Genomic DNA, 21,735 nt, shown 5'->3' on the forward strand with positions numbered 1-21,735 from the left:
TAACTGCACCTCGCAATCGGGGAGCAGCCTCAATCCGGTCGTCACAGAGATCTTTTACCGTGAATGCATGTCACAGGAAACGGGGCCGGCGCTCCAGATCGCCGGGCTGACCAAGCGCTTCGGGGACAAGGTCGCCGTCGACGCGATCGACCTCGCCGTGCCCAAGGGCTCGTTCTTCGGGCTCGTCGGGCAGAACGGGGCCGGCAAGACGACGACCCTCTCGATGGCGGTCGGGCTGCTGCGCCCCGACGCCGGGTCCGCGCGCATCTTCGGCCGGGACGTCTGGGTGGAGCCGGCCCGGGCCAAGGCGCTCGTCGGCGTGCTGCCCGACGGCCTCGCGATGCCCGAGCGGCTGACCGGGCGCGAGGTCCTGACGTATCTCGGCCTGCTGCGCGGGATGCCGCGCGACGTCGTGGACCAGCGGGCGGAGGAGCTGCTGGCGGTGCTCGAACTGGACACCGCCGAGCGCGCGCTCGTGATCGAGTACAGCACCGGCATGCGCAAGAAGATCGGACTCGCCACCGCGCTGCTGCACGCGCCGCGGCTGCTGGTGCTCGACGAGCCGTTCGAGGCCGTCGATCCGGTGTCGGCCGCGACCATCAAGACCATCCTGCGCGGGTTCGTCGCCGCCGGCGGGTCCATTGTGCTCTCCAGCCACGTGATGGCGCTGGTCGAGCAGCTGTGCGACCACGTCGGCGTGGTCGATGACGGCAAGGTCGTCGCGGCCGGGCCGCTCGACGCGGTCCGCGGCGCGCGGACGCTGGAGGAGACGTTCGTCGGGCTGGTCGGCGGGGAGCGGGCCGGGATGGGCAAGGAGCTGTCGTGGCTGTCGAACTGACCATGGCGCAGATGAAGCTCGCGGTCATGCGCCACGCGTACCGAGGCCAGCGTGCCCAGGCGGCCGGCGCCGGCGCGACCATCGGGCTCGTGCTCGCCGCCGGGACCGCCTACCTCGGCTACCTCAGCCCCGACTACCTCGCCGCCGGGCTCGCCGTGTGGCTGCTCGGCTGGATGCTCGGCCCGGTGTTCATGGGCGGTGGCGACGAGACGCTGCGCCCCGAGTACTTCGCGATGCTCGGCCTCTCGCCCCGGCGCCTCGCGGCCGGCCTGCTCACCGCCTCCTTCGTCGGCGTCGCGCCGCTGGTGTCGCTGGCCGCGCTCACCGGGCTGGTCGTCGCCGGGGCGCGGATCGGGGTGGTCAACACGCTGGTGGCGGTACCGGCGATGCTGCTGCAACTCGCCGTCTTCGTGCTGCTGTCGAAGATCTCGGTGGCCGTGGTCGGCGTCGCCCTGCGCAGCCGGATCGGCGCGATCGCCGCGGGCGTGATCAACGGCGTCGTCCTCAGCTCGCTCGGCCAGATCTGGGTGTTCATGATCGCGTTCGGCGTGTCGGGCACGCCGGCCGTGGTGTGGTACCTCCCCTCGGCCTGGGGTCTGCTCGCCGTCCGGGGCCAGTGGTGGGCCCTGGCCGCGCTGGCCGTCCTGGTACTGCTTCTGCTCGGCCTGTGGGCGGCGCTGCTCGGCCGCCGGGCCGGTCGCTCGCGGGTCTCGGGCCGCGCCCGGCGCCCGATCGCCGCGTCCACCGCGGCCGGGGCCGTGGTCGCCAAGGAGCTGCGCACCTGGTCGCGCGATCTGGTTCGCAACCACCAGCTGGCCTTCTCGTTCGCCTACGGCCTGTGGTTCGCCGCGAGCCCGCTCGTCATCGGCTGGAACGGGATGCTGCCGTACGCGGGCCCGATCTTCATCGTCATGGCGGCCGGGATGGCCTCGAACCTGTACGGCACCGACGGCACCGCACTGTGGCTCACGATGATGACCCCGGGCGCGACCGACGTCCGCGGCCGCCAGCTCGCGTGGGCCGCCACCCTGGGCGCCATCGCGATCGTGCTGACCGTCGTGTGCACCGCGATCGTCGGCGGTCCCTGGCCGCTGGTCCTCGCCCTGCTGCCGGCCCTGCTCGGCGGCGCGGCCGGCCTCGTGCCGCTGGTGTCGGTCTACGCGCTCGTCCCGGGCACGGACCCGCACCGCCGCTCGGGCAACCCGCTGCGCACGAGCGAGGACGAGGGCGGGCTGACCGGCCTGGCGTACGTCATGCTGGCCCTCGTCCTCGTGACCGGCCTGCCCGCGGGCCTGGCCGCCCACTTTCTCGGCTGGGTGGGCGTGCCGGTGGGCCTGGCCACGGGCGCGCTGTGCTACTGGCTCTTCGGGCGCCTGGCCGAGGCCCGGCTGCGCACCCGCGGCCCCGAGCTGCTGGACACCATGCGCACCGGCCGCAAGCCCGTGACGGCCACGTCGGTGCGCCGCTTCGAGGAGCTGTCGGCGGTGCAGAAGAACGTCGCCGGCGTGGGCTTCGGCCTCGGCGCCATCCCGCTGTTCCCGCAGGGCATCGTCGCGCTGAGCTTCGTGCTCGCCGGGCGGACGGACATGTCGTGGTTCCTGGCCACCTACCTGCCCGGCCCGTGGAACGCTGTCGTGGCGATCGCGTTCATCCTGCTGGGGATCGGGATGTACGGCTCCGCCCTCTGGGTCTTGCGGAAGCGGCCAGAACCTGACCGCATTCCTGCGTAACGTCATCCGTGTCGACTTCTCCAATCAAGGATGGCCACGATGACTCTGACCGCCGAGCGCTCCGACCTGCTGGAGTCCCTGGGCGCGGCCCGCTTCTTCCTGCGCAACACCGTCCGCGGCCTGACCGACGAGCAGGCGCGGCTGCGCCCGACGGCGAGCGAGCTGACCCTCGGCGGCCTGATCAAGCACGTGAGCGAGATCGAGCACGGCTGGGCGCGCTTCGTCACCGAGGGCCCGGCGGCCGTGGCCCCGCCCGAGAACGAGGCCGGCTACGAGGAGTGGGCCAACGGCTTCAAGATGCTCGAGGGCGAGACGCTTGCGGGGCTGCTGCAGCGGTACGAGGAGATCGCCGCCCAGACCGACGACCTCGTGCGCACGTGTGACCTCGACGCGTCGCACGAGCTGCCGCCGGCGCCCTGGTTCAAGCCGGGCGCGCGCCGCTCCGCCCGCCGCGTGTTCACGCACATCATCGCCGAGACGGCCCAGCACGCCGGCCACGCCGACATCATCCGCGAGTCCATCGACGGCCAGAAGTCCATGGGCTGACCCGCACCCCACCCACGCCGGGCACCCGCACGCGCGTGCGGGTGCCCTTGTGCGCTTCACCCGACGAGACCGGCGTCGGATCATGGATGATGTTGCATAGGGTGATGATAGAATTACAGATCGGCTCCCAGACCGGCTCCGTCGAGGAGGGCGTCATGAGCAACGATGTGACGCGGCGCGAAGAGTCCGTCACCGCACCCCCGGAGCGTGACGACGACGCCGTCAAGCGGCTCGAACGCGACGCCGAGGTGCCCGTCCGGCGGCACCGGCGGCGCGAGCACCCCGCCGCCGACGAGCGCTGAGTGCCGTCGCCGGAGTGGGAACCCGGCGGGTGAGCGCTGAACGACGGCCGGCCCGCTGGCGGGGCCGGCCGCCGCGAACGGTGGACGCTCAGAACTGCGAGTTCACGCTGATCAGGAAGCCGGTGTTGACCAGCGCACCGGCGTTGGTGAAGCAGTTGACGTCGCGGACCACGGTGTCCGGCGGGAAGTGGAACCACGCCGTGTTCAGGCCGCAGAAGTCCGGCGTCGGGCCGGCCGCCGTCACCTGCACGGTGTCCGGCGTGATAGCCAGCTGCGGGAACTTCAGCAGCGACAGGCCCAGGCCCGCGGAGGTGATGGTGTTCGCGCCCGCGCCCAGCACCGAGTTGAAGTTCGTCGCGGCGGGGCCGAGCGGCGGGGCGTTCCACAGGTAGCCGAAGTACTTCGGTGGGATCTTGGCGCCGTAGAGGGAGGTCTGCCACTGGTACGTCAGCGTGAACCGCGTGTTGACGGGCGCCCCGGACGCGTCGAAGCAGCCGACGAGGACGGTCTGCCCCGCCGCGCCCGAGCTCCACTTGAAGACCTTGCACCGGGCCGCGGTCGCCGAGACGGCCGTCGCCTGCAGGCTGCCGTCGACCGGGCCCGGCGTGGCGAGGCCCGGGAACTTCACGAGCCACTGGCCGGGCGCGCCCGGGGTGACGGTGTTGGGCGCGCCCGCGGAGTTGAACGAGCTCACCAGGGCGCCGGTCGGCTGGGCGTCCACGTAGCCGAAGTGGCCAGAGATCGCGGCGGACGGCGGCGAGCTGCTCTCGAAGAACGCGGTGAACGGCGTGAAGTCGGGCGTGCCGCCGGCCTTGTAGCAGTCGACGTACACGATCTCGTCCACGCCGGACGGGCCCCACGTGTTCGCCTGGCACCAGTGCGGGCTGTCGTTGATCGCGGTCACGTGTACCACGCCGCGCGCGGCGGCCGCGCCCGGGAACACGATGCGGTAGCGCCCGGGCGGGCCGGTCACGACGGTCGTCGCGGAGGGGGTCGTGCCGGTGGGGACGGTGGCGGAGCCGTTCCACAGCACGAAGGCGAAGCGGTCGGGCATGGCCGCACTGGCGGGTGCGCTCCAGGCCAGGGCGCCGGCGGAGAGCGCCATCAGGAGTGTGGCCCCACGGGCCAGCAGTCTCATCATGGCAGAGATAGAAGCACGTAGATCTAGCTCTTAGTGTCGGCTAGGCTACACAGTGCAGCGAGGGTGATCGCGCCGGCCGTGATCGCGCCGGGCTCCGCCGCGGGGCGGCGATCGGCAGCGGGCCCGTCACCCGCAGCGGCGTGCGCCACCGCCCACTCACCGCGACCAGCACGCACCGCGCGGTGAGGGCGGCCACCGCCACGAGCACCTTTGGCGGCCGCGATGCGTCGGACCTGCCGAGCGCAGGGCGCCGCTTGCCGACGGTGGGGAGCCATGAGCAGCGTGTTCACGAGGCTCGGCGCGGTGCGGGCGAGCACCGTTCCGAGCGTGACGAACGGTCCGGTCCGGCCGGCGTCGGGCGGCGGCGTCGGTATGGATAAGTCCGAAAAAGCATTTCCCGCACCCATCAGCGCATCGGACGGACTGCCGACGGGCAGATCCCCGATCACGCGCAGCGGTCGTCGGGCACCCGGGCGACCGCCGCCGCCGGACGCCGGACGAGCGCCGTGCCGCCCTCTGGGGCGCGAGCACCGCATCGCCGGCGTGCGCCTCCGGACTCATTCCGCCGACACGCTCAGTGGAATGAGTCCGGGAATGGTCGCGGGAATGACCTCGTCGGGTGGTGCGGTGTAATTTACAGCGACCATCGCCGATGTTACGTCACATTCCGTGGGTGCGGTGCAGGCTTGTTGCAGGCCGTTGACCGGCATTTCAAAAACCGTCTACGGTCCCGTTCAGGAAAGCGCTTTCCGCTGAACGGAGGAGCAGATGCAATCCAGTCCCACGCGGCGACGGGTGCGGCTCGCACTCGCGGCCGCGTCCGGCGTCGTCGCGGTGGCGGGGGTGACGCTGGTCGCCACGAACTCGGCCTCCGCGGCGACCGTCGACACCGGCGCGACGTACGTCTTCGTCAACCGCAACAGCGGCAAGGTCATCGACGTCTACAACTGGGCCACGAACGACGGCGCGCCGGTCAACCAGTGGTCGCGCAACGACCTCGCCGTCCAGCAGTGGAAGTTCGTCGACGCCGGCTCCGGCTACTACAAGATCAAGTCGGTGATGAGCGGCAAGGTCCTCGACCTGCCCAACGCCACCGACGGCCTGCAGCTCGTGCAGAACGCCGACAGCGGCTCGACGACCCAGCACTTCCGCCTGCAGGATTCGGCGAACGGGTACGTCCGCTTCGTCAACCGCCACAGCAACAAGGTCATCGAGACCTGGGAGTGGTCGACCGCCGACGGTGCCAAGCTCGACGGCTACCAGAACCTCGACGGCGCCAACCAGCAGTGGCAGCTGGTCAAGCTCGGCTCGGGCGGCGGCGGCAGCACCCCGACGTCGGGCGGCGGCAGCACCCCGACCGGCTCGTGGCCGAGCAGCACCGGCTCGGTCTCGGTGAGCGGCACGATCAAGGTGAGCGGCTCGCTCGACGGCGGGATGAAGCGCTACTGCTGCATCGGCGACGGCGGCCAGAGCGAGAGCCAGGACCCGATGTTCGAGCTGGCCGACGGCGCGACGCTCAAGAACGTCATCATCGGCTCGCCCGCGGGTGACGGCGTGCACTGCCTCGGCCGCTGCACCATCCAGAACGTGTGGTGGGAGGACGTGGGCGAGGACGCGGCCACGTTCCTGGGCACCAGCGGCGGCGACTCCTACGTCATCGGCGGCGGCGCCAGGTCGGCGACCGACAAGGTGTTCCAGCACAACGGCAACGGGACCGTGCACATCTCGAACTTCTACGCCAGCAACATCGGCAAGCTCTACCGCGGCTGCGGCAACTGCACGAACCACTACGAGCGCCATGTGACAGTGGACAACGTGCTGCTGGACAAGACGAAGTACGTCGTCGGCATCAACACCAACTGGGGCGACACCGCCACGCTGACCCGGGTGACCGTCACGAACTCGTCGGGGATCCACGTCTGCGCCGAGTACACGGGCGTGGCGAAGGGCAGCGAGCCGAAGTACCTCGGTGACGGAATGGGCGACGGCCACTGCAACTTCAAGTCCTCGGACATCACCTACAAGTAGTCGGTCACGGCGGCGGGCAGTGCGAGCTGCCCGCCGCTCACCGTGAACGACTCCGGCGCATCGTTCTCGTAGAATCGCACGAACCCCGCGAACCCGACCTGATCCGCGTGCCGGGCGACGCCGGTGAGCAGGGCGTGCAGGGTCGGAAGTTCATCCGGGTGTACCTCCTGCAGAACGGTCAGGGCCCACCCTTCCCCGCGCTCGACCAGCTCGCCGACCACGGCCCCGCCCACCTTCCACGCGGCCCCGCGCTCGGCGAGCACCGGCTCCGGATCGAACGACCCGGTGAGCGGGAGGGCCTCGGGTCGTTCGCCGAGGCCGAGGTGCCAGCGCAGCTCCGCCAGCTCGTCGGCGGGGATCTTCGCGCTCAGGTTGAGCGTCACCAGAATCTCGAACACGTCCGCCATGCCGCGCAGAGTAGTGCAGCTCGGCTTCCGCGCTGCCCATTCGCGCAAGCTAGCGGCGGTCGCTGCTCATTCGCGCAAGCTAGCGGCGGTCGCTGCTCATTCGCGCATTCCGTCGGCAGTGGGTTGTCCGTTCGCGCAAGCCCGCGGCGGCGCTGTTCATTCGCGCAAGCCCGCGGCGGCGCTGTTCATTCGCGCATTCCGCTGGCGGTGGATTGTTCGTTCGCGCGCGCTGGCGGCGGTGCTGTTCATTCGCGCATTCAGGCGGCGACGAGGTGGCCGTTCGCGCAGTCCAGCGCGCGGTGCTGATCGTTCGCGCACTCCGGTGCCCGCCGGCTTCACAGGTTCGCCAGGAACTCCAGGTCGCGGCCGGCGTGGTAGTAGCGCGCGACGTGGGCCGGGGTCGTTCCGTGCACGGTCTCGGCCCTCGGGTTCGCGCCCGCCGCCAGCAGGTCGCGGACGAAGGCGGGTTCGCCGCCCTGCATGACCGCCTCGTACAGGGGTGTCCGGCCGATCCGATCCGGCCCGTCGACGGGCACGCCCGCGTCGAGCAGCACCGGCAGGACCCGCTCATGGTCGAGCCAGACCGTCATGTGCATGAGTGACCATCCGTTGTGCGCGCGCATGCGCGGATCGACGGTGCCGTCGCGCAATCCGCGCAGGAGGTGCTCGGTGTCGCCGAACTGCAGGCGGTGCATGAGCGCGCGGCGGTGCTCGTGCAGCGCGCGCGGCAGCCGGCCGCCGCCCTGCTGCCAGGCCTGTTCGACGCCGAAGCAGCCGTGGCTCTCGCCGCCGAGGGCGCGCAGTGCGGATTCGCGCAGCTGTTCCTGTTCGTCGTGGTCGTGCAGGGTGAGCGCGCCGCCGGCGATGCTGAGCCGGTGCCAGTCGCCGCCGCAACGAACGCGAAACGCCGCCTGGTCGTCCCGCGTCAGTTGCCCGCTTGCCCGCGACCCACGCCGCGGATCTTGGCCGGCGGAAACCCGCTTACCCGACATATCTCCTGCCAGGGTAAATATCCGAAAAGTCCGATCACGAAGTGTCGGACTTTTCGTGGCAGCGTCGGGGCCAGGATCAGTGGCGGCAGCGGTATTAGTGGCGACGGGAGCAGTAGGAGCGGCAGCAGTCGTGGCGGCAGTAGTAGCGGCAGTGGTGGCGGTGTAAGGAGCGGCGGCACCAGGAGTGGCGGCGTCAGCGGCAGCAGAAAAGGCGGCGGCAGCAGGACTGGCGGTGGCAGCTGCGGCGGGAGTGGAGGTGGCAGCTGCGGCGGGAGTGGAGGTGGCGGCCTCAGCGGCAACAGGAGTGGCGGTCACAGTGGCGGCAGTAGGAGTGGCGGCGGCACCGGCGGCAGCAGCACCGGTGGCGGCGTCGTCCGAGGTGGTGGGGTGGGTGAAACCCGCCTGTGAGGCCGCCGGCCGCATGAGTGGGTGCAAGGCCTCCGATGACAGGAGGCCGGCGGCGATGAGCGCGAGATCAGGCGGTACCGACGACGTGGGAATCCGGACGGGAACCTCGAGGTAATCGCCCGGGTCCGACGCCTCGGCCCGCAGCGACGGCAGGTTGATCGTCAGGTAGGCGCCGAACAGGGTCGCGACCTGATCCACGTTGAAAGCGGCGCCCGCCTCCATGGCGAGTTCCGCGACGCCGACCGGGCTCGTCGGCGACATCGTGGGGGACTGCAGGCAGCTCAGGTCGTCGAAGTCCAGCGTGATGCCGCACCGCCGCCAGGCCTCGCGGTAGTCGCCGGAGTTGAGCAGTTCGAAGATCGGCGGTGCGTTCCACTGTCGCGCCGGAGCAGAGGTCTCGCGGTAGTCGCCGGAGTTGAGCAGTTCGAAGATCGGCGGTGCGTTCCACTGTCGCGCGGGAGCAGAGGTCTCGCGGTAGTCGCCGGAGTTGAGCAGTTCGAAGATCGGCGGTGTGTCCCACTGTCGCGCGGGAGCAGAGGTCTCGCGGTAGTCGCCGGAGTTGAGCAGTTCGAAGATCGGCGGTGCGTCCCACTGTCGCGCCGGAGTAGAGGCCTCGCGGACGTCCCAGGTGGGGCGCGGGGCGTAGTACCAGCGCACGTGCTCGAGTTCGGCCATCGTCGTCACGCTCAGGTGGACGCGCTGCGGGCCGGTCGGGGACTTCGGCAACCGCAGGCGCACCAGCGGTTCGGTGGCGGCGCCGGAGCGGGGGGCGAGGATGGCGCTCACCTGGGCCTGGAGGGTGGACCGGCCGCCGCGGTGGCGCGGGAAGTGCCACCACAGCAGGTCGAGGCACAGGTGGCGCAGGTCGTCCTCCAGGCGGTCGGCGGAGGCGGTGCCGAAGCGGGCCCGGACCGCGGCCAGGTCGACGTCGATCGTGACCGGCAGGAGGCTCGCGGCGGCCCGCCAGTCGCCGGCGGCGCGGGCCGAGGCCGCCGCCGCGACTAACGCGGGCGGCGGCATCTCGGCCCGGATCTTGCGCCAGAGCGGCAGCTCGCGAGCCAGGAAGGGCAGATCGGCCGGATTCGAACCGGCGTCCTCCAACTTCGCAAGGTGGCGTGACGACCTCTGCACTACGACCTGCCGCGCATGAGCGTAATCGTCCTCAGATCTCCAGGTGGACCCGGCGCCGCCGGGCGATCGGGACCGGGGCGGCCCCGACCACGATGGTCGCCGGCCCGGCTCCGACGATAAGCGGGGTGTTGGAGCCGGCGACCGGAAGGGCCGGGCCCCGGCCGGGGAAGGCGACGCGACCGGTGGGCGCGGCCGATGCGGACGGTGACGATACGACTGCGCCAGCGGCCCCGGCGGCGAGTGCGCGCGTGCGGCAGACCGTATCGACTGTGTTCACGTTGCGCGGTCCGTGCTGCTCTTCCGTTTGCCGACAGTGCGTGACACACGCCCGGTGTAGGGTAAGGCCCGTTCAAGTGGCCCACATGAAGAGGAAACGATGGTCGACGTTGCGCTGCTGCTGGGCGGCCCGTCCGAGGAGCGCGGGATCTCGCTCAACTCCGCACGCTCCGTAGCGGACCACCTCGAGGGCGCGGTCGTCAACCTGACCGAGATCATCTTCTTCGACCGCCAGGTGCGGCCCTACTCCATCCCCCGCGGGCTGCTCTACTGCAACACCCCGAGCGACTTCGACTTCAAGCTCGCGCACGAGGGCCGGCCGCTCACGGAGGACGAGCTCATCGCCCGCCTGCGCACGGCCGGGCTGGTCTTCCCCTGCATGCACGGCGAGTTCGGCGAGGACGGGCAGGTCCAGGCGCTGCTGGAGAAGGCCGGGGTGCCCTTCGTCGGCACGGGGGCGCAGGCGTGCGCGACCGCCTTCGACAAGTACAAGGCCAAGCAGGCCCTCGACGCCGCCGGCATCGGCGCGGTGCCCTCGGTGCTCGTCGACGCCGCCATGTCCGACGCCGAGGCCGAGCGGGTCGTCACCGAGGCCTTCCCGGGCGTCGCCAAGCTGGTGCTGAAGCCGGCCACCGGCGGCTCCAGCATCGACGTCTTCGTCGCCCGGGACCGCGCCGCGGCCACCGACATCCTGCGCACCCTGCGCACCCGCCACGACCGCATCGTCATCCAGCCGCGGATGCACGGCGTCGAGGTGACCACCATCGTGCTCGACGGGCCCGACGGGCCGGTCGCGCTCATCCCGGTCGAGATCGAGCTGCAGAACCAGGCGACCGAGGACGAGATCTTCGACTACCGCCGCAAGTATCTGGCCAGCAACGACTCGCACTACCACTGCCCGCCGCCCCGGGACGACGAGACGATCGCGCGCATCCAGGCCACCGCCGAGGCCGTGTTCAAGACCCTCGGCCTGCGCGACTTCGCCCGCATCGACGCGTGGCTCGAGGAAGACGGCACGGTGCTCGTCTCCGACGTCAACGTGATCAGCGGCATGGAGCAGAACAGCTTCCTGTTCGTCCAGGCCGCGCAGCTCGGCATGACCCACGCCGACGTCCTGCGCGAGGTCCTGCGCGCCGCGGCGCACCGCAACGGCCTCGAGTTCACCGCGCCCTACGACACCACGATCCAGACCGGCGAGCCGGTGGCCGTGCTCTTCGGCGGGGCCACGGCCGAGCGTCAGGTGTCGGTGCTGAGCGGGACCAACGTGTGGCTGAAGCTGGCCCGCTCCCAGAAGTACGCGCCGACTCCGTACCTCCTGTCGCCCGACGGCTCCGTCTGGCAGGTGTCGTACTCGTCGGCCCTGCGCCACTCCGTCGAGGAGATCGTGTACGCCTGCCGCGACGGCGTGCGCCTCGAGGAGCGCCGCCGACGCCTCGCCGAGCGGATCATCGAGCGCCTCCGGCTGCCCGCCGAGGCCCGCAGCACGTCCGTCGCGCCGCCGGTACAGCTGACGATGGAGGAGTTCCTCGACCGTCACGAGCTCGTCTTCATCGCCCTGCACGGCGGGGCGGGCGAGAACGGCACCCTGCAGGAGCTGCTGGACGCGCACGGCATCCGGTACAACGGCTCCGGCCCGGCCGCGTCCCGCCTGTGCGCCGACAAGTACGAGACCGGCAAGGTCGTCGCGACCCTGGAGAGCGAGGGCATCCACACCGCCCGCCGCGTCCGCGTCGACGTTCCCCCGTCGGTCGAGGAGTCGGTGATCGAGACCCTCTGGCACGACATCATCACCGAGGTCACCGACACCCGGGTGGTCGTCAAGCCCCTGGACGACGGCTGCTCGGCCGGCATCCTCCCGCTGGGCAACGCCTCGGACCTGCAGCGCTACCTGGAGCTGATCAACGCCGGCGCGAGGCGCATCAAGGGCGCCGGGTTCTCCCTGCTCAGCCCCGACCAGCTGGTCGAGATGCCGACGAGCCGCCCCCACCACCTGCTCTTCGAGGACTACATCGACACCGACGACGTGCGGGTCGAGGACCACTCGGGCGACGCCGAGCTGATCTGGGGCCGCGAGCGCGACACCGGCTGGATCGAGGTGACGGTCGGCGTGATCGGCCCGCGCGGCGCGATGGTCGCCATGAACCCGTCGATCACCGTGGCGAGCGCGGGCATCCTGTCGCTCGAGGAGAAGTTCATGGGCGGCACCGGCATCAACATCACGCCCCCGCCCGGCGCCCCGCTCGGCCGCGTCGAGCCCGGGGCGGTCGACGCCGTGCGCGCACGCATCGCGCGGACGGCGAACGTGCTGGGCATGGAGGGGTACGGCCGGATCGACGCCTTCATGCACCGCAAGACGGGCGAGGTCATCATCATCGAGGCCAACTCCCTGCCGGGCCTGACCCCGGCGACGGTCTTCTACCACCAGGGCCTGGCCGAGGAGCCGCCGGTTCCCCCGCGCCAGATCCTCGAGCGCATCCTGGACCTCGCCAGCCACTCGTGAGCCGTGGGCGCCGAGTGGGAGATCGCCGACGCGTGGGTGTTCGCGGCCGTCTCCGGCTCCGGCCCTGAGGACGGCGGCACGCTCGCGCGGGTCATCGGCGCCGCCGACGGCATCAACCACGCGATCCTGACCGAGGACGAGTTCGTGCGGGCCGTGCCGCGGCTCGTCGCGGCCGGGCTGATCGGGGCCGACGCCGCGGCCGACCGCTACTGGCACACGGCGGCGGGGCGCGCGATCGCCGAGCGCTGGCACCGCCGCGGCCTGTTCGCCTGGGCCGAGGTGGTGCCGCCGGCCCTGCGCGGCACCGGCGAGCCGGCCGGCGGGAGCTTCGCGCTGCCCGCCGGCGCCTTCGCCGCGGCCGTTCGCGAATACCTCAGTGCTGGGTGAAGATGCGCTGGACTCGGGGGCCGACCTGGGTCAGCACCTCGTGGGAGACGGTGTCCATGGCCGCGGCGGCCTGCTCGATCGGGGTCGAGAAGCCCGCGTACTGGCCGAAGATGAGCACGTCCGAGCCCACCTCCGCGTCCGGGTGCCCGGTGATGTCGATCGCCATCGAGTCCATCGAGATCGTGCCGGCGATCTCGCAGCGGCGGCCGTTGACCAGCACGTAGCCGACCTTGCGGAAGGCACGCGGCACGGCGTCGTAGTAGCCCGCGGCGATGAGCGCGATCCGCGTGTCCGGGGACTGGGCGCGGAACAGGCCGCCGTAGCCGACCCGCTCCCCGGGCGCCATGTCGTGGATCTCGACGATCCGCGACACCAGGCCGACGCCCGGCGTGAGGCTGATCAGGCTGCTGGTCGCGGTCGAGGGCTGCAGGCCGTAGAGGCCGATGCCGATGCGCACCATGTCGTAGCGCGCCTCCGGGAAGCGGATCGTGGCGGCGGTGGCGGCGGTGTGCCGTACGACATCCTCGAACCCCATCTCGTCCGCCGCCGCGCACACCGAGCCGAAGCGCTTGAGCTGCTCCCGGGTCAGGTCGTCCTCGGCGGGGTCGTCGGGGCAGCCGAGGTGGCTCATGAGCCCGGCCAGCCGCAGGTGCTCGCTGCCCTTGAGCTTGCCCAGCAGCTCGATCGCGGCCTCCGGGTACAGCCCGCTGCGGTGCATCCCCGAGTCCACCTCGACGTGCACGTCCAGCCGGCGGCCGCTCACGGCGGCGGCGCGACTGGCGGCGTCGTACATCTCCACGGAGTACAGCGACGGCGTCAACCGGTGCCGGACCAGCCGCTCGAGATCGCCGGGCACGGCGAGGAAGACCAGGATCGGCATCTGCACGCCCGCCCGGCGCAGCGCGACGCCCTCGTCCGCGGTGGCCACGCCGAGCCAGTCGACGCCCGCCTCCCGCAGGGTGTGCGCGACGGTGACGGGGTTGGTGCCGTACGCCTCCGCCTTCACGACCCCCATGAGCCGCGTGTGCGGGCCCACGAGCTTGCGGAAGGCGGCGACGTTGTCCCGGACGGCCGCGAGGTCCACGTAGAGCCGGGTCGCGGCCGCGGCCTCCACGAGGTGCATCCAGGAGTCGGTGACCATGGTGTCGCGCGGTACGTGCACCAGCGCCACGTCGTCGGGGCGCAGCTCGGTCGCGACGAACGCGCGCATGCGGTCCTCGTCCGGGAAGCGGTGCACGGGCACCTCGCTGCCCGCGAGCGCGGCCTCGATCAGGCCGTGCGCCTCGTCGTCCAGGCCGCAGACCAGCCGCACGTTCTCGGCCCGCAGGCACCGGGCCATCGCGTCGGCGCCCTCGGCGGTCAGGCCGGTCAGCGGATCGCCGATGATCATGAGAGTGCGGCCGTGGGCCCCCATGAGGGACCGGGCCGTGCGCAGGGCACTGCTCAGCGCGAGGGGGTCGGTGTTGGCCAGCTCGCCGACGACCGTCGCGCCGTCGGGGCGGCGCCACATCTGCATGCGCGTCGACGGTGGCGTGTAGTCGGCGACCGCCCCGAGCAGCTCGGCCGGCCCGATCCCGAGCAGGGTCGCGGCGCCCATCGCGAGCTCGAGGTCGTTGAGCACCTCCGGCGACGGGGTCGCGACCAGCAGGTCCTCCTCCGTGCCGCCGGGCAGCGCGGCGCGGACCAGCGAGGAGCGCTCGACGTGCCGCAGCCTGGTCAGCCGGGGCAGCGCGGGGTCCCCGGCCGGCAGCAGTCGCGCCTTCGAGATCTGCCGGGCCATGTCGTGTACCGAAGCGTCCTGCTCGCCCATGAGCAGCCAGCCGTCCTCGGGCAGCCCGGCCGCCATGCTCAGCAGCTCGCGGGCGTGCTCCTCGCGGCTGCCGAAGCTCTGCCCGCTGCGGCCGAGGTTGGTGAACACGACCGCGCGCGGGTCGACCATCCGCGCGAGGCGGGCCATCTCGCCGGGCTCGGTCGCGGCCGCCTCGATCACGGCGATCGGCACGTCGGCCGGGCACTGCAGCACCGACAGGGCCACGCCGAGCTGGCTGTTGTAGCTGCCCGGGCTGCCGTACGTCGTGCGATGCCCCGCCAGCAGCCCGACGAGCGCGTCCTTGGTGAGCGTCTTGCCGTTGCTGCCGACGACCGCCACGAACGTCGTCGAGCTCAGGCGGCGCCGCCACCACACCGCCATCTCCTGCAGCGCGGCGAGCGGATCGTCGACGGCGATCACGGTCTGCCCGGGGAACTCGTCCAGCCGGCGCCGGTCCACGACCGCGGCGATGGCCCCGTTGGCGAGCGCCCGCGCCACGAATCGGTGACCGTCCGTGACACCCTGGAGAGCGAAGAAGAGACTGTCGGCCTGCAACCGGTCCGAGTGAATGGCGACGCTGCCGACCGCGCGCTCTTCCCCGGGGAAGTGCACCGTTCCGCCGACGATCGACGCCACCTCGGCGACCGAGACTGGGTCCATTCGGCGAATACTAGTCTGGAGTGCGCCGCTGCACGGACAGTAAGATTGCCCGGTGTTGGAGATCATGGAGATCCTCCGGAAGGATGCCCACGCGACGCCGGAGCGCATCTCGGATTTGACCGGGATCGACGTCGACCGCGTGCGGGCACAGATCGCGGCCTGGGAGCAGCAGGGCGTGATCCGGCGGTACAAGGCCGTCGTCGACGCCGACCGGCTGCGCGAGATCAGCGGCGAGCAGGTGATCACTGCGTTCATCGACGTCGCCGTGATGCCCGCCCGCGGCCTGGGCTTCGACGACGTCGCGCTGCGGATCTCCCGGTTTCCCGAGGTGCGGTCGGTGTACCTCGTCTCCGGCGCCCAGGACCTGCGCTGCGTGGTCACGGGGCGCAGCATGCACGACATCGCCGACTTCGTGGCCCAGAAGCTCTCGACGATCGAGCGGGTGACGGCCACGGCCACGCACTTCGTGATGAAGACCTACAAGGAAGACGACGAGCTCTACGCGACCGCCGAGGTCGACCGACGCCTCCCGGTCACGCCGTGAAGCCGCTCAACCCGATCGTCGCCGCGTGCCCGCCGTCGGGGATCCGGCGGTTCTTCGACATCGCGGCGACCATGGACAACGTCATCTCCCTGGGCGTGGGCGAGCCCGACTACGTGACACCCTGGCACGTGCGCGAGGCCGGGATCTACGCGCTGGAGCAGGGCTATACGACGTACACCTCGAACGCGGGCCTGCTGGAGCTGCGCACGGCCATCGTCGACGACCTCGCCCGCCGGTTCTCGGTGACCTTCGACGCCGTCTCCGAGTGCCTGATCACGTCCGGGGTGTCGCAGGGCCTGGACCTGGTGATGCGCACCCTGCTCGACACCGGCGACGAGGTGATCATCCCCGAGCCGTGCTACGTGGCGTACGGCCCGTGCGTGACCTTCGCCGGCGGCACGCCCGTGTACGTCCCGTCGTCCCCGTCGTTCGAGATCCTGATCGACGAGATCGAGCGGGCGATCACGCCGCGCACGAAGGCGATCCTGGTCTCCTCGCCGTCCAACCCGACGGGCGCGATCCAGCCGCTCGCGGTCCTGCGCGCCCTGGCCGACCTGGCGGAGCGCCACGACCTGTACCTGGTTTCGGACGAGATCTACGAGCGCCTGAGCTATGACGCGCCGCACACGTGCCTGGCGTCCGTGGCCCCGTCCCGGTCGATCATCCTGGGCGGCTTCTCCAAGGCCCACGCGATGACGGGCTGGCGGGTCGGGTTCGTGTGCGCCCCGGCGTTCATCCTGGAGCTGGCGGGACGCATCCACCAGTACACGATGCTGTGCGCCCCGCACGTCTCCCAGGCCGCGGCCCTGGAGGGCCTGCGCTCGGGCGACGGCCAGGTGGCGGAGATGGTGGCCGACTACGACCGCCGGCGCCGCCTGTTCGTGAAGGGCCTGAACTCGATCGGCCTGACGTGCCACGAGCCGCAGGGCGCCTTCTACGCCTTCCCGTCCATCCGCTCGACGGGCCTGGACTCGGAGACGTTCGCGGAGCGCCTGCTGGAGGCGGAACGGGTGGCGGTGGTCCCCGGAAACGTCTTCGGCCCGGGCGGCGAGGGCCACGTGCGGTGCAGCTACGCGACGGCTCTGCCGCTGCTGGAGGAGGCCGTCAGACGCATGGGCCGGTTCGTGGACTCCCTCTAGCCGCTCAGGCCGCTAGCTCGCGCCACTCGGGGCGGCCGCCCATCCAGGCGTTGGCGAGGATCTCCGCCGCCGCCCGGCTCGGGCAGTTGTGGGTCTTCGACGGGCCGGAGGCGCCGCCGGTCTGCGCCAGGACCTCCCACTGGGTCCCGTCGGTGCTCAGATATACGTCGCGGCGACCACGCGGACCGTTGACGCCGTTCCACCAGTGCCGCTCGACCTTCACCCGTCGACCGTACCGTGCCGCGCTTCCGGGCGGAATGCGTCGGAGCGGTGCAACCTCCCGCCAGGCCACCCAGATGCGGGCAATCGCACCGAGCGTGAACGCGGCACTACCGAGCAGGACGACCGGTGGCCAAACGCAGACCCTTGGCGGCCAGGCGGTCGGCCCGCTCGTTCTCCGGGTGCCCGTTGTGGCCCTTGACCCAGTGCCACTCGACCTGATGCTTGGCGACGAGCGCGTCGAGCTCCTGCCAGAGGTCGACGTTCTTGACCGGCTGCCGGTCGCTCGTCTGCCAGCCGTTGCGCTTCCAGCGGGACACCCAGGCGGTGATGCCGTTGCGCACGTAGGAGCTGTCGGTGTAGAGGTGCACGACCACGGGCCGGGTCAGGCTCTCCAGCGCGCGGATCGGCGCGGTGAGCTCCATGCGGTTGTTCGTGGTCGCCGTCGCCTCCCCGCCGCACAGCTCCTTCTCGACGGTGCCGTAGCGCAGGACGGCGCCCCAGCCCCCCGGTCCCGGGTTTCCGCTGCAGGCGCCGTCCGTGTAGATCTCGACGTGGGTCACATGGGTATTAGACCGTGTGCCACTTCTGGTTCGCCGTGCCGGCACAGTCCCACAGCTGCAGCAGCGCGTCGTTGTTCGGGTTCCAGTCCTTGATGTCGACGCACTTGTTCGCCTGCGGGTTCACCAGGTCGCCGGCGGCGCTGAGCACGAACTTCTGGGCCGCGTTGCCGGAGCAGTTGGCGATCTGGATCGCGGTGCCGTTGGCCGAGGAGCCCCAGGCGACGTCCATGCACTTGCCGTTCTCGGTGCGCAGCGTGCCGTCGACGAAGTTCCACCGCTGGTTGGTGCCGCCCGTGCAGTTCCACACGATCAGGCGCTGGCCGTCGGAGAAGTTCCAGTTCGGCACGTCGATGCATTTGTTGTTCCAGTTGCTGGCGATCGACTTCACCGAGCTGCTGGTGCCACCGCCGGTGGGCGGCGGGGTGGTGGCGCCGCCGGTGTTCCCGCCGCCGCCCGTGCTGCCGCCGCCCGTGTTGCCGCCCGTGTTGCCGCCGGTGTTCCCGCCGCCGGTGAAGGGCGAGAGCGTGATGCCGGCCGCGCGCGGGTCGCCGTCGTGCACGAGCGACTCCTGGTTCTGCACGTCGTCGAAGGCGAAACCGTACGCCCGGCCGTCGGCCATGTTCGCGTGCACGATCCGCGAGTAGTGGTCCGTGAGCGCGCTCTTGTAGAAGTCGGCCGCGGTCCCGCCCGGCTGGGTGTCGATGGTGCCGAGCGTGCTGCGGTGCAGCGCCGCGCAGAGGGTGCGCGCGATCGGCCCGACGACCTGGTCGTTGGGCGCGCCGAGGGCCCCGTCGCAGCCCCACACGTTGGCGGTGGAGGGCCGGTTGAACGAGGCGACCTGCTGGCCGGAGGCGTTCGTGAAGGTCATCACGGTGCCGTTGGTGCGGCCGAAGTACTTGATGTTCGGCTGGTCGGTGAAGGGCACCACGGTGAGCGTCTTGGTGGTGTACGCGTTCCAGGCGTTGGCGATGTACGGGTCGAGGTACGTCGCGCTGAACAGCCCGGCGTCGGCCGCCTTGCCGGGCGCGAGCACCCGCAGCACCGTGCCGTCCGAGCGGGTCACCACGGTGTTGCCCCAGCCGGCCTGGGCCTTGATCTGGTTGATGACGTTCTGGCGCCCGTCGGCCTTGAGCGCGCCGGTCGTCGAGGTCGCGCCGTTCGCGCCGGTGACGCTGACCGCGTGCGGCACCGCGAACATGTCGACCTGCGAGCTGTTGAGCCACAGCCCGGCGTCGTTGTACGTGAACTCGCTCCAGTCGAACAGGATGTCGTGGTTCGGGTCGCCCGAGGCCCACGGCGCCGGCTGGACCAGCCCGTCGGGGGTCAGGAAGAACTTGAGCCGCTCGCCCAGCGACATGTAGACGCGGCCGGAGAGGTTCTTGGGCAGCTGGATCGTCTTGCTGCCGCCGTTGGCCGGGCCGGGGATCGACACGTCCGGGGCGGGCATGGGCGGGTTGGTGCCGGAGGACCACTGGGTGAACGTCCCGTTGGCGGAGACGTACCCGAGCTTGCCGGTGCTGAGGTTGGTGCCGAGCACGTACAGGTAGACCGCGTCCCCGCGCCCGGTCGAGTTCGTGACGGTGAACGGCAGGAGCGACGGTCCGGCCGCCTGGGCCGAGGGCAGGGCGGCGATGGCCACGGGTATCGCGGCGGCGACCACGGCCGCGGCGCCGAGCAGCTTCGTCCTCAATCGCACGGGAACTCCTAGGTCAGATCGTGAGAGCGCTCTCAGCTTCCGGGGCGGCGCGAACGGGTGTCAACGGACACCAACAAGACCCAACGATCTGTTAAGGGCGCGTTGAGATTGACGGGTATAGCAAACCGTACGTACGTCTTGTTAGAGTGTCGCCATGCCACCGCTGCGGTTGCTCTCGCTCATCTCGCTCGTCAACACCACCGGCAACGGCCTGTGGATGGTGTCGAGCGCGCTGTACCTGACCCGGTTCGCGGGCCTGTCGATCGCGCAGACGGGCCTGGCCCTGACCGCGACCGGCCTGGTGTGCATGGTGGCGAGCGCCCCGATGGGCTACGTCGCCGACCGGCTCGGCGCGCGGGAGGTCTACGTCGCCGGCCTGCTCGCCCAGGCGCTCGGCACCGCCGCGTTCGCGCTGGTGCACAGCGTGTGGGTGTACCTGCTGATCGGCGCCCCGCTCGCGATCGCCGACGCCGCCCAGCGCGCCGCCAGGGGGGCCGTCATCGGCGGGGCGGTCCCGCCGGAGGAGCGCGTCCGCACCCGTGCGTACCTGCGCTCGGTCACCAACGTAGGCATCGCGATCGGCTCGGCCCTGGCCGGCGTGGCCCTGGCGATGGACACCCGCGCGGCCTACGTCGTGCTCATCCTCGGCGACGCGCTCACGTACCTGGTCGCCGCGGCCCTGGCGAGCCGCCTCGCGCCCATTCCGCGCCAGGTCCATACCCCGGGCGCCCCGCGCCTGGTCGCCCTGCGCGACCGGCCGTTCCTCGTGTTCGTCCTGCTCGACGGCCTGCTCTCGACGCACTTCGGGCTGTTCGAGGTCGGGCTGCCGCTGTGGATCGCGCACCGCACCGACGCCCCGGAGTGGCTGGTCGCGGCGGTGTACCTGACCAACACCACGGCGGTCGTGCTCCTGCAGGTGCGGGCGGCCCGCGGCACCGACGAGCCGCGGGGCGCCGCCCGGGCCGCCCGTCGCGCCGGCCTGACCCTGCTGGTCGCGTGCGGCCTCTACGCGCTGTCGGGCCACGCCCACCACGCGGTCACGATCGCCCTGCTGATGGCGGGCGCGCTGGTCCACGTGGTGGGCGAGCTGTGGCACTCGGCGTCGGGCTGGGGCATCTCGTTCGGGCTGTCACCGTCGGACAAGCACGGGCAGTACCAGGGCGCGTACGCCATCGGCATGCAGCTCGGCCAGATGCTGGCCCCGATCGTCGTCACGACGCTGGCCCTCGGCTGGGGCGACCCGGGCTGGCTCCTGCTCGCCGTCGCCTTCGCGCTCGCCGGTGCGGCCATGCCCCCGACGGTCGAGTGGGCGCTCAAGAACCGTCCACATGAGACACAGACCGAAGAGCCTCATGGCTCGGGCCGCGTCAGTATCTGACCGTCGCTCCCGCCAGGAATCCCGACGTCCGAGGGTGGCGCAATCAGTTGCCGACTCCCAGGCTGTCCATGAACGCCGTCGGATACCGGTCGCCGCGGGCCGAGCCGGCCGGGACCGCCCGTTCGATCTCGGCGAGGTCGGCGGCGGACAACGACACGTCGGCCAGCGCCTCCGAGAGGCGCTCGCGGGTGCGGGCGCCGACCAGCGGCACGATGTCCGGCCCCTGCGCGGCGACCCAGGCGATGGCGAGCTGGGCGACCGTGCACCCCTTGGCCGCGGCGACCCGGCGCAGCGCCTCGACCAGCCCGAGGTTGTGCTCGACGTTGCCGGGCGCGAAGCGCGGGGTGTGGACGCGGAAGTCCCCGGGCTCCGCGGGGCGCCCCGCGCTCCAGTGGCCGGAGATGAGCCCGCGGGCCAGCACGCCGTACGCCGTCATCCCGATCCCGAGCTCGCGCAGCACCGGCAGCACCTCGGCCTCGACCGCGCGGGACAGCAGGGAGTACTCGATCTGCAGGTCGGCGACGGGGTGCACCGCATGCGCGCGGCGGACGGTCTCGGCCCCGACCTCGGAGAGCCCGAGGTGCCGCACGTACCCGGCCTCGACCATCTCCTTGATCGCGCCCACGGTGTCCTCGATCGGCACCGCGGGGTCGAGCCGCGCGGGGCGGTACACGTCGACGTACTCGACGCCGAGGCGGCTGAGGGAGTACGCGAGGAAGTTCTTGACCGCCTCGGGCCGGTTGTCCTGCGGCCCGAACACCGGCCCGGGCCCGCGCATCTGCCCGAACTTCACGCTGAGCACATAGCTGTCCCGCGGCCGCCCGCGCAGCGCCTCGGCGAGCAGCAGCTCGTTGGCGCCCATGCCGTAGAAGTCCCCGGTGTCGATGAGCGTGATGCCGGCGTCGAGCGCCGCGTGCACCGTGGCGATGCTCTCGCCGCGGTCGCTGGCCCCGTACGCCTCGCCGGACAGCCCCATCGCCCCGAGCCCGAGCGCCGAGACCACCGGCCCGGCCGTTCCCAACTGTCGTGTCTGCATGGTT

At 71.5% G+C, this 21,735-nt stretch carries 18 protein-coding genes and 1 tRNA gene; 10 read left to right on the forward strand and 9 right to left on the reverse strand.

The window, feature by feature from the left end; all coding sequences use genetic code 11:
* The first annotated feature begins 67 nt into the window (after positions 1 to 67).
* The 4 genes from ACQP1P_RS01845 to ACQP1P_RS01860 all read left to right on the forward strand — a co-directional run bounded on the left by ACQP1P_RS01845 (position 68) and on the right by ACQP1P_RS01860 (position 3,416).
* On the forward strand, positions 68 to 838 hold the full coding sequence (locus tag ACQP1P_RS01845; protein WP_433082470.1) for an ABC transporter ATP-binding protein: 771 nt from the start codon (positions 68 to 70) through the stop codon (positions 836 to 838).
* Positions 823 to 2,568 carry a hypothetical protein gene (locus tag ACQP1P_RS01850; protein ID WP_433082472.1) on the forward strand — a complete coding sequence of 582 codons (1,746 nt, stop codon included), beginning with the start codon at positions 823 to 825 and terminating at the stop codon, positions 2,566 to 2,568. The genes ACQP1P_RS01845 and ACQP1P_RS01850 overlap by 16 nt, the downstream gene beginning before the upstream one ends.
* Before the next feature lie 39 nt (positions 2,569 to 2,607).
* Complete coding sequence (locus ACQP1P_RS01855) at positions 2,608 to 3,114, forward strand: DinB family protein (RefSeq protein WP_433082474.1); 507 nt, start codon at positions 2,608 to 2,610, stop codon at positions 3,112 to 3,114.
* A 155-nt stretch (positions 3,115 to 3,269) separates the two neighbouring features.
* On the forward strand, positions 3,270 to 3,416 hold the full coding sequence (locus ACQP1P_RS01860; RefSeq protein WP_433082476.1) for a hypothetical protein: 147 nt from the start codon (positions 3,270 to 3,272) through the stop codon (positions 3,414 to 3,416).
* Positions 3,417 to 3,504: 88 nt separating this feature from the next.
* On the opposite strand, the gene ACQP1P_RS01865 is transcribed toward ACQP1P_RS01860, so the two are convergent.
* Positions 3,505 to 4,557 (reverse strand): hypothetical protein, encoded by a 1,053-nt coding sequence (locus tag ACQP1P_RS01865; protein WP_433082478.1) that lies wholly within the window; start codon positions 4,555 to 4,557, stop codon positions 3,505 to 3,507.
* Between the two features lie 768 nt (positions 4,558 to 5,325).
* Between ACQP1P_RS01865 and ACQP1P_RS01870 the strand changes: the two genes are divergently transcribed.
* Positions 5,326 to 6,585 carry a pectate lyase gene (locus tag ACQP1P_RS01870; protein WP_433082480.1) on the forward strand — a complete coding sequence of 420 codons (1,260 nt, stop codon included), beginning with the start codon at positions 5,326 to 5,328 and terminating at the stop codon, positions 6,583 to 6,585.
* On the opposite strand, the gene ACQP1P_RS01875 is transcribed toward ACQP1P_RS01870, so the two are convergent.
* The 3 genes from ACQP1P_RS01875 to ACQP1P_RS01885 all read right to left on the reverse strand — a co-directional run bounded on the left by ACQP1P_RS01875 (position 6,576) and on the right by ACQP1P_RS01885 (position 9,533).
* Positions 6,576 to 6,992, reverse strand: a complete 417-nt coding sequence (locus ACQP1P_RS01875; RefSeq protein WP_433082481.1) for a hypothetical protein — start codon at positions 6,990 to 6,992, stop codon at positions 6,576 to 6,578. The genes ACQP1P_RS01870 and ACQP1P_RS01875 overlap by 10 nt on opposite strands.
* A gap of 335 nt (positions 6,993 to 7,327) precedes the next feature.
* The gene (locus ACQP1P_RS01880; protein ID WP_433082483.1) at positions 7,328 to 9,493 is read right to left on the reverse strand and encodes an ankyrin repeat domain-containing protein; all 2,166 of its coding nucleotides are present in this window, start codon (positions 9,491 to 9,493) and stop codon (positions 7,328 to 7,330) included.
* Positions 9,459 to 9,533 (reverse strand) — tRNA-Arg (locus ACQP1P_RS01885). Before ACQP1P_RS01885 ends, ACQP1P_RS01880 begins: the two co-directional genes overlap by 35 nt.
* Positions 9,534 to 9,899: 366 nt before the next feature.
* Here ACQP1P_RS01885 and ACQP1P_RS01890 point away from each other — a divergent pair.
* Both ACQP1P_RS01890 and ACQP1P_RS01895 read left to right on the forward strand, forming a co-directional pair.
* Positions 9,900 to 12,299, forward strand: coding sequence for a hypothetical protein (locus ACQP1P_RS01890; RefSeq protein ID WP_433082485.1), 2,400 nt, complete (start codon positions 9,900 to 9,902; stop codon positions 12,297 to 12,299).
* 3 nt (positions 12,300 to 12,302) lie between these two features.
* Positions 12,303 to 12,686 (forward strand): hypothetical protein, encoded by a 384-nt coding sequence (locus ACQP1P_RS01895; RefSeq protein WP_433082487.1) that lies wholly within the window; start codon positions 12,303 to 12,305, stop codon positions 12,684 to 12,686.
* Here the strand turns inward: ACQP1P_RS01895 and alr are convergent.
* The gene (gene alr, locus ACQP1P_RS01900; RefSeq protein WP_433082489.1) at positions 12,673 to 15,156 is read right to left on the reverse strand and encodes an alanine racemase; all 2,484 of its coding nucleotides are present in this window, start codon (positions 15,154 to 15,156) and stop codon (positions 12,673 to 12,675) included. The two genes, ACQP1P_RS01895 and alr, sit on opposite strands and share 14 nt — an antisense overlap.
* 52 nt (positions 15,157 to 15,208) lie before the next feature.
* On the opposite strand from alr, the gene ACQP1P_RS01905 reads away from it, so the two are divergent.
* Positions 15,209 to 15,700: an Lrp/AsnC family transcriptional regulator gene (locus tag ACQP1P_RS01905; RefSeq protein ID WP_433082491.1), complete on the forward strand. Its 492-nt coding sequence runs from the start codon at positions 15,209 to 15,211 to the stop codon at positions 15,698 to 15,700.
* A complete protein-coding gene (locus ACQP1P_RS01910) occupies positions 15,697 to 16,839 on the forward strand; it encodes an aminotransferase class I/II-fold pyridoxal phosphate-dependent enzyme (protein ID WP_433082493.1) in 1,143 nt (380 codons plus the stop codon). The genes ACQP1P_RS01905 and ACQP1P_RS01910 overlap by 4 nt, the downstream gene beginning before the upstream one ends.
* 4 nt (positions 16,840 to 16,843) lie before the next feature.
* On the opposite strand, the gene ACQP1P_RS01915 is transcribed toward ACQP1P_RS01910, so the two are convergent.
* The 3 genes from ACQP1P_RS01915 to ACQP1P_RS01925 all read right to left on the reverse strand — a co-directional run bounded on the left by ACQP1P_RS01915 (position 16,844) and on the right by ACQP1P_RS01925 (position 19,317).
* Positions 16,844 to 17,062, reverse strand: coding sequence for a hypothetical protein (locus ACQP1P_RS01915; protein ID WP_433082495.1), 219 nt, complete (start codon positions 17,060 to 17,062; stop codon positions 16,844 to 16,846).
* A gap of 106 nt (positions 17,063 to 17,168) precedes the next feature.
* Positions 17,169 to 17,621 (reverse strand): ribonuclease HI, encoded by a 453-nt coding sequence (gene rnhA, locus ACQP1P_RS01920; protein ID WP_433082497.1) that lies wholly within the window; start codon positions 17,619 to 17,621, stop codon positions 17,169 to 17,171.
* A gap of 7 nt (positions 17,622 to 17,628) precedes the next feature.
* Complete coding sequence (locus ACQP1P_RS01925; protein WP_433082499.1) at positions 17,629 to 19,317, reverse strand: glycoside hydrolase family 64 protein; 1,689 nt, start codon at positions 19,315 to 19,317, stop codon at positions 17,629 to 17,631.
* A 154-nt stretch (positions 19,318 to 19,471) separates the two neighbouring features.
* Here ACQP1P_RS01925 and ACQP1P_RS01930 point away from each other — a divergent pair, with 154 nt between their 5' ends.
* Positions 19,472 to 20,695: an MFS transporter gene (locus tag ACQP1P_RS01930; protein WP_433082501.1), complete on the forward strand. Its 1,224-nt coding sequence runs from the start codon at positions 19,472 to 19,474 to the stop codon at positions 20,693 to 20,695.
* 43 nt (positions 20,696 to 20,738) lie between these two features.
* On the opposite strand, the gene ACQP1P_RS01935 is transcribed toward ACQP1P_RS01930, so the two are convergent.
* Complete coding sequence (locus ACQP1P_RS01935; protein WP_433082503.1) at positions 20,739 to 21,731, reverse strand: aldo/keto reductase; 993 nt, start codon at positions 21,729 to 21,731, stop codon at positions 20,739 to 20,741.
* Between the last annotated feature and the right edge of the window lie 4 nt (positions 21,732 to 21,735).

Origin of the sequence: Dactylosporangium sp. CA-052675 (assembly GCF_050947935.1) — a bacterium.
Classification (GTDB): Bacteria; Actinomycetota; Actinomycetes; order Mycobacteriales; family Micromonosporaceae; genus Dactylosporangium.

Coding starts and splice junctions, on each gene's coding strand:
- ACQP1P_RS01845 (WP_433082470.1), top strand. CDS start 68: ATGTCACAGGAAACGGGGCCGGCGCTCCAGATCGCCGGGCTGACCAAG.
- ACQP1P_RS01855 (WP_433082474.1), top strand. CDS start 2,608: ATGACTCTGACCGCCGAGCGCTCCGACCTGCTGGAGTCCCTGGGCGCG.
- ACQP1P_RS01860 (WP_433082476.1), top strand. CDS start 3,270: ATGAGCAACGATGTGACGCGGCGCGAAGAGTCCGTCACCGCACCCCCG.
- ACQP1P_RS01865 (WP_433082478.1), bottom strand. CDS start 4,557: ATGATGAGACTGCTGGCCCGTGGGGCCACACTCCTGATGGCGCTCTCC.
- ACQP1P_RS01870 (WP_433082480.1), top strand. CDS start 5,326: ATGCAATCCAGTCCCACGCGGCGACGGGTGCGGCTCGCACTCGCGGCC.
- ACQP1P_RS01875 (WP_433082481.1), bottom strand. CDS start 6,992: ATGGCGGACGTGTTCGAGATTCTGGTGACGCTCAACCTGAGCGCGAAG.
- ACQP1P_RS01890 (WP_433082485.1), top strand. CDS start 9,900: ATGGTCGACGTTGCGCTGCTGCTGGGCGGCCCGTCCGAGGAGCGCGGG.
- alr (WP_433082489.1), bottom strand. CDS start 15,156: ATGGACCCAGTCTCGGTCGCCGAGGTGGCGTCGATCGTCGGCGGAACG.
- ACQP1P_RS01930 (WP_433082501.1), top strand. CDS start 19,472: ATGCCACCGCTGCGGTTGCTCTCGCTCATCTCGCTCGTCAACACCACC.
- ACQP1P_RS01935 (WP_433082503.1), bottom strand. CDS start 21,731: ATGCAGACACGACAGTTGGGAACGGCCGGGCCGGTGGTCTCGGCGCTC.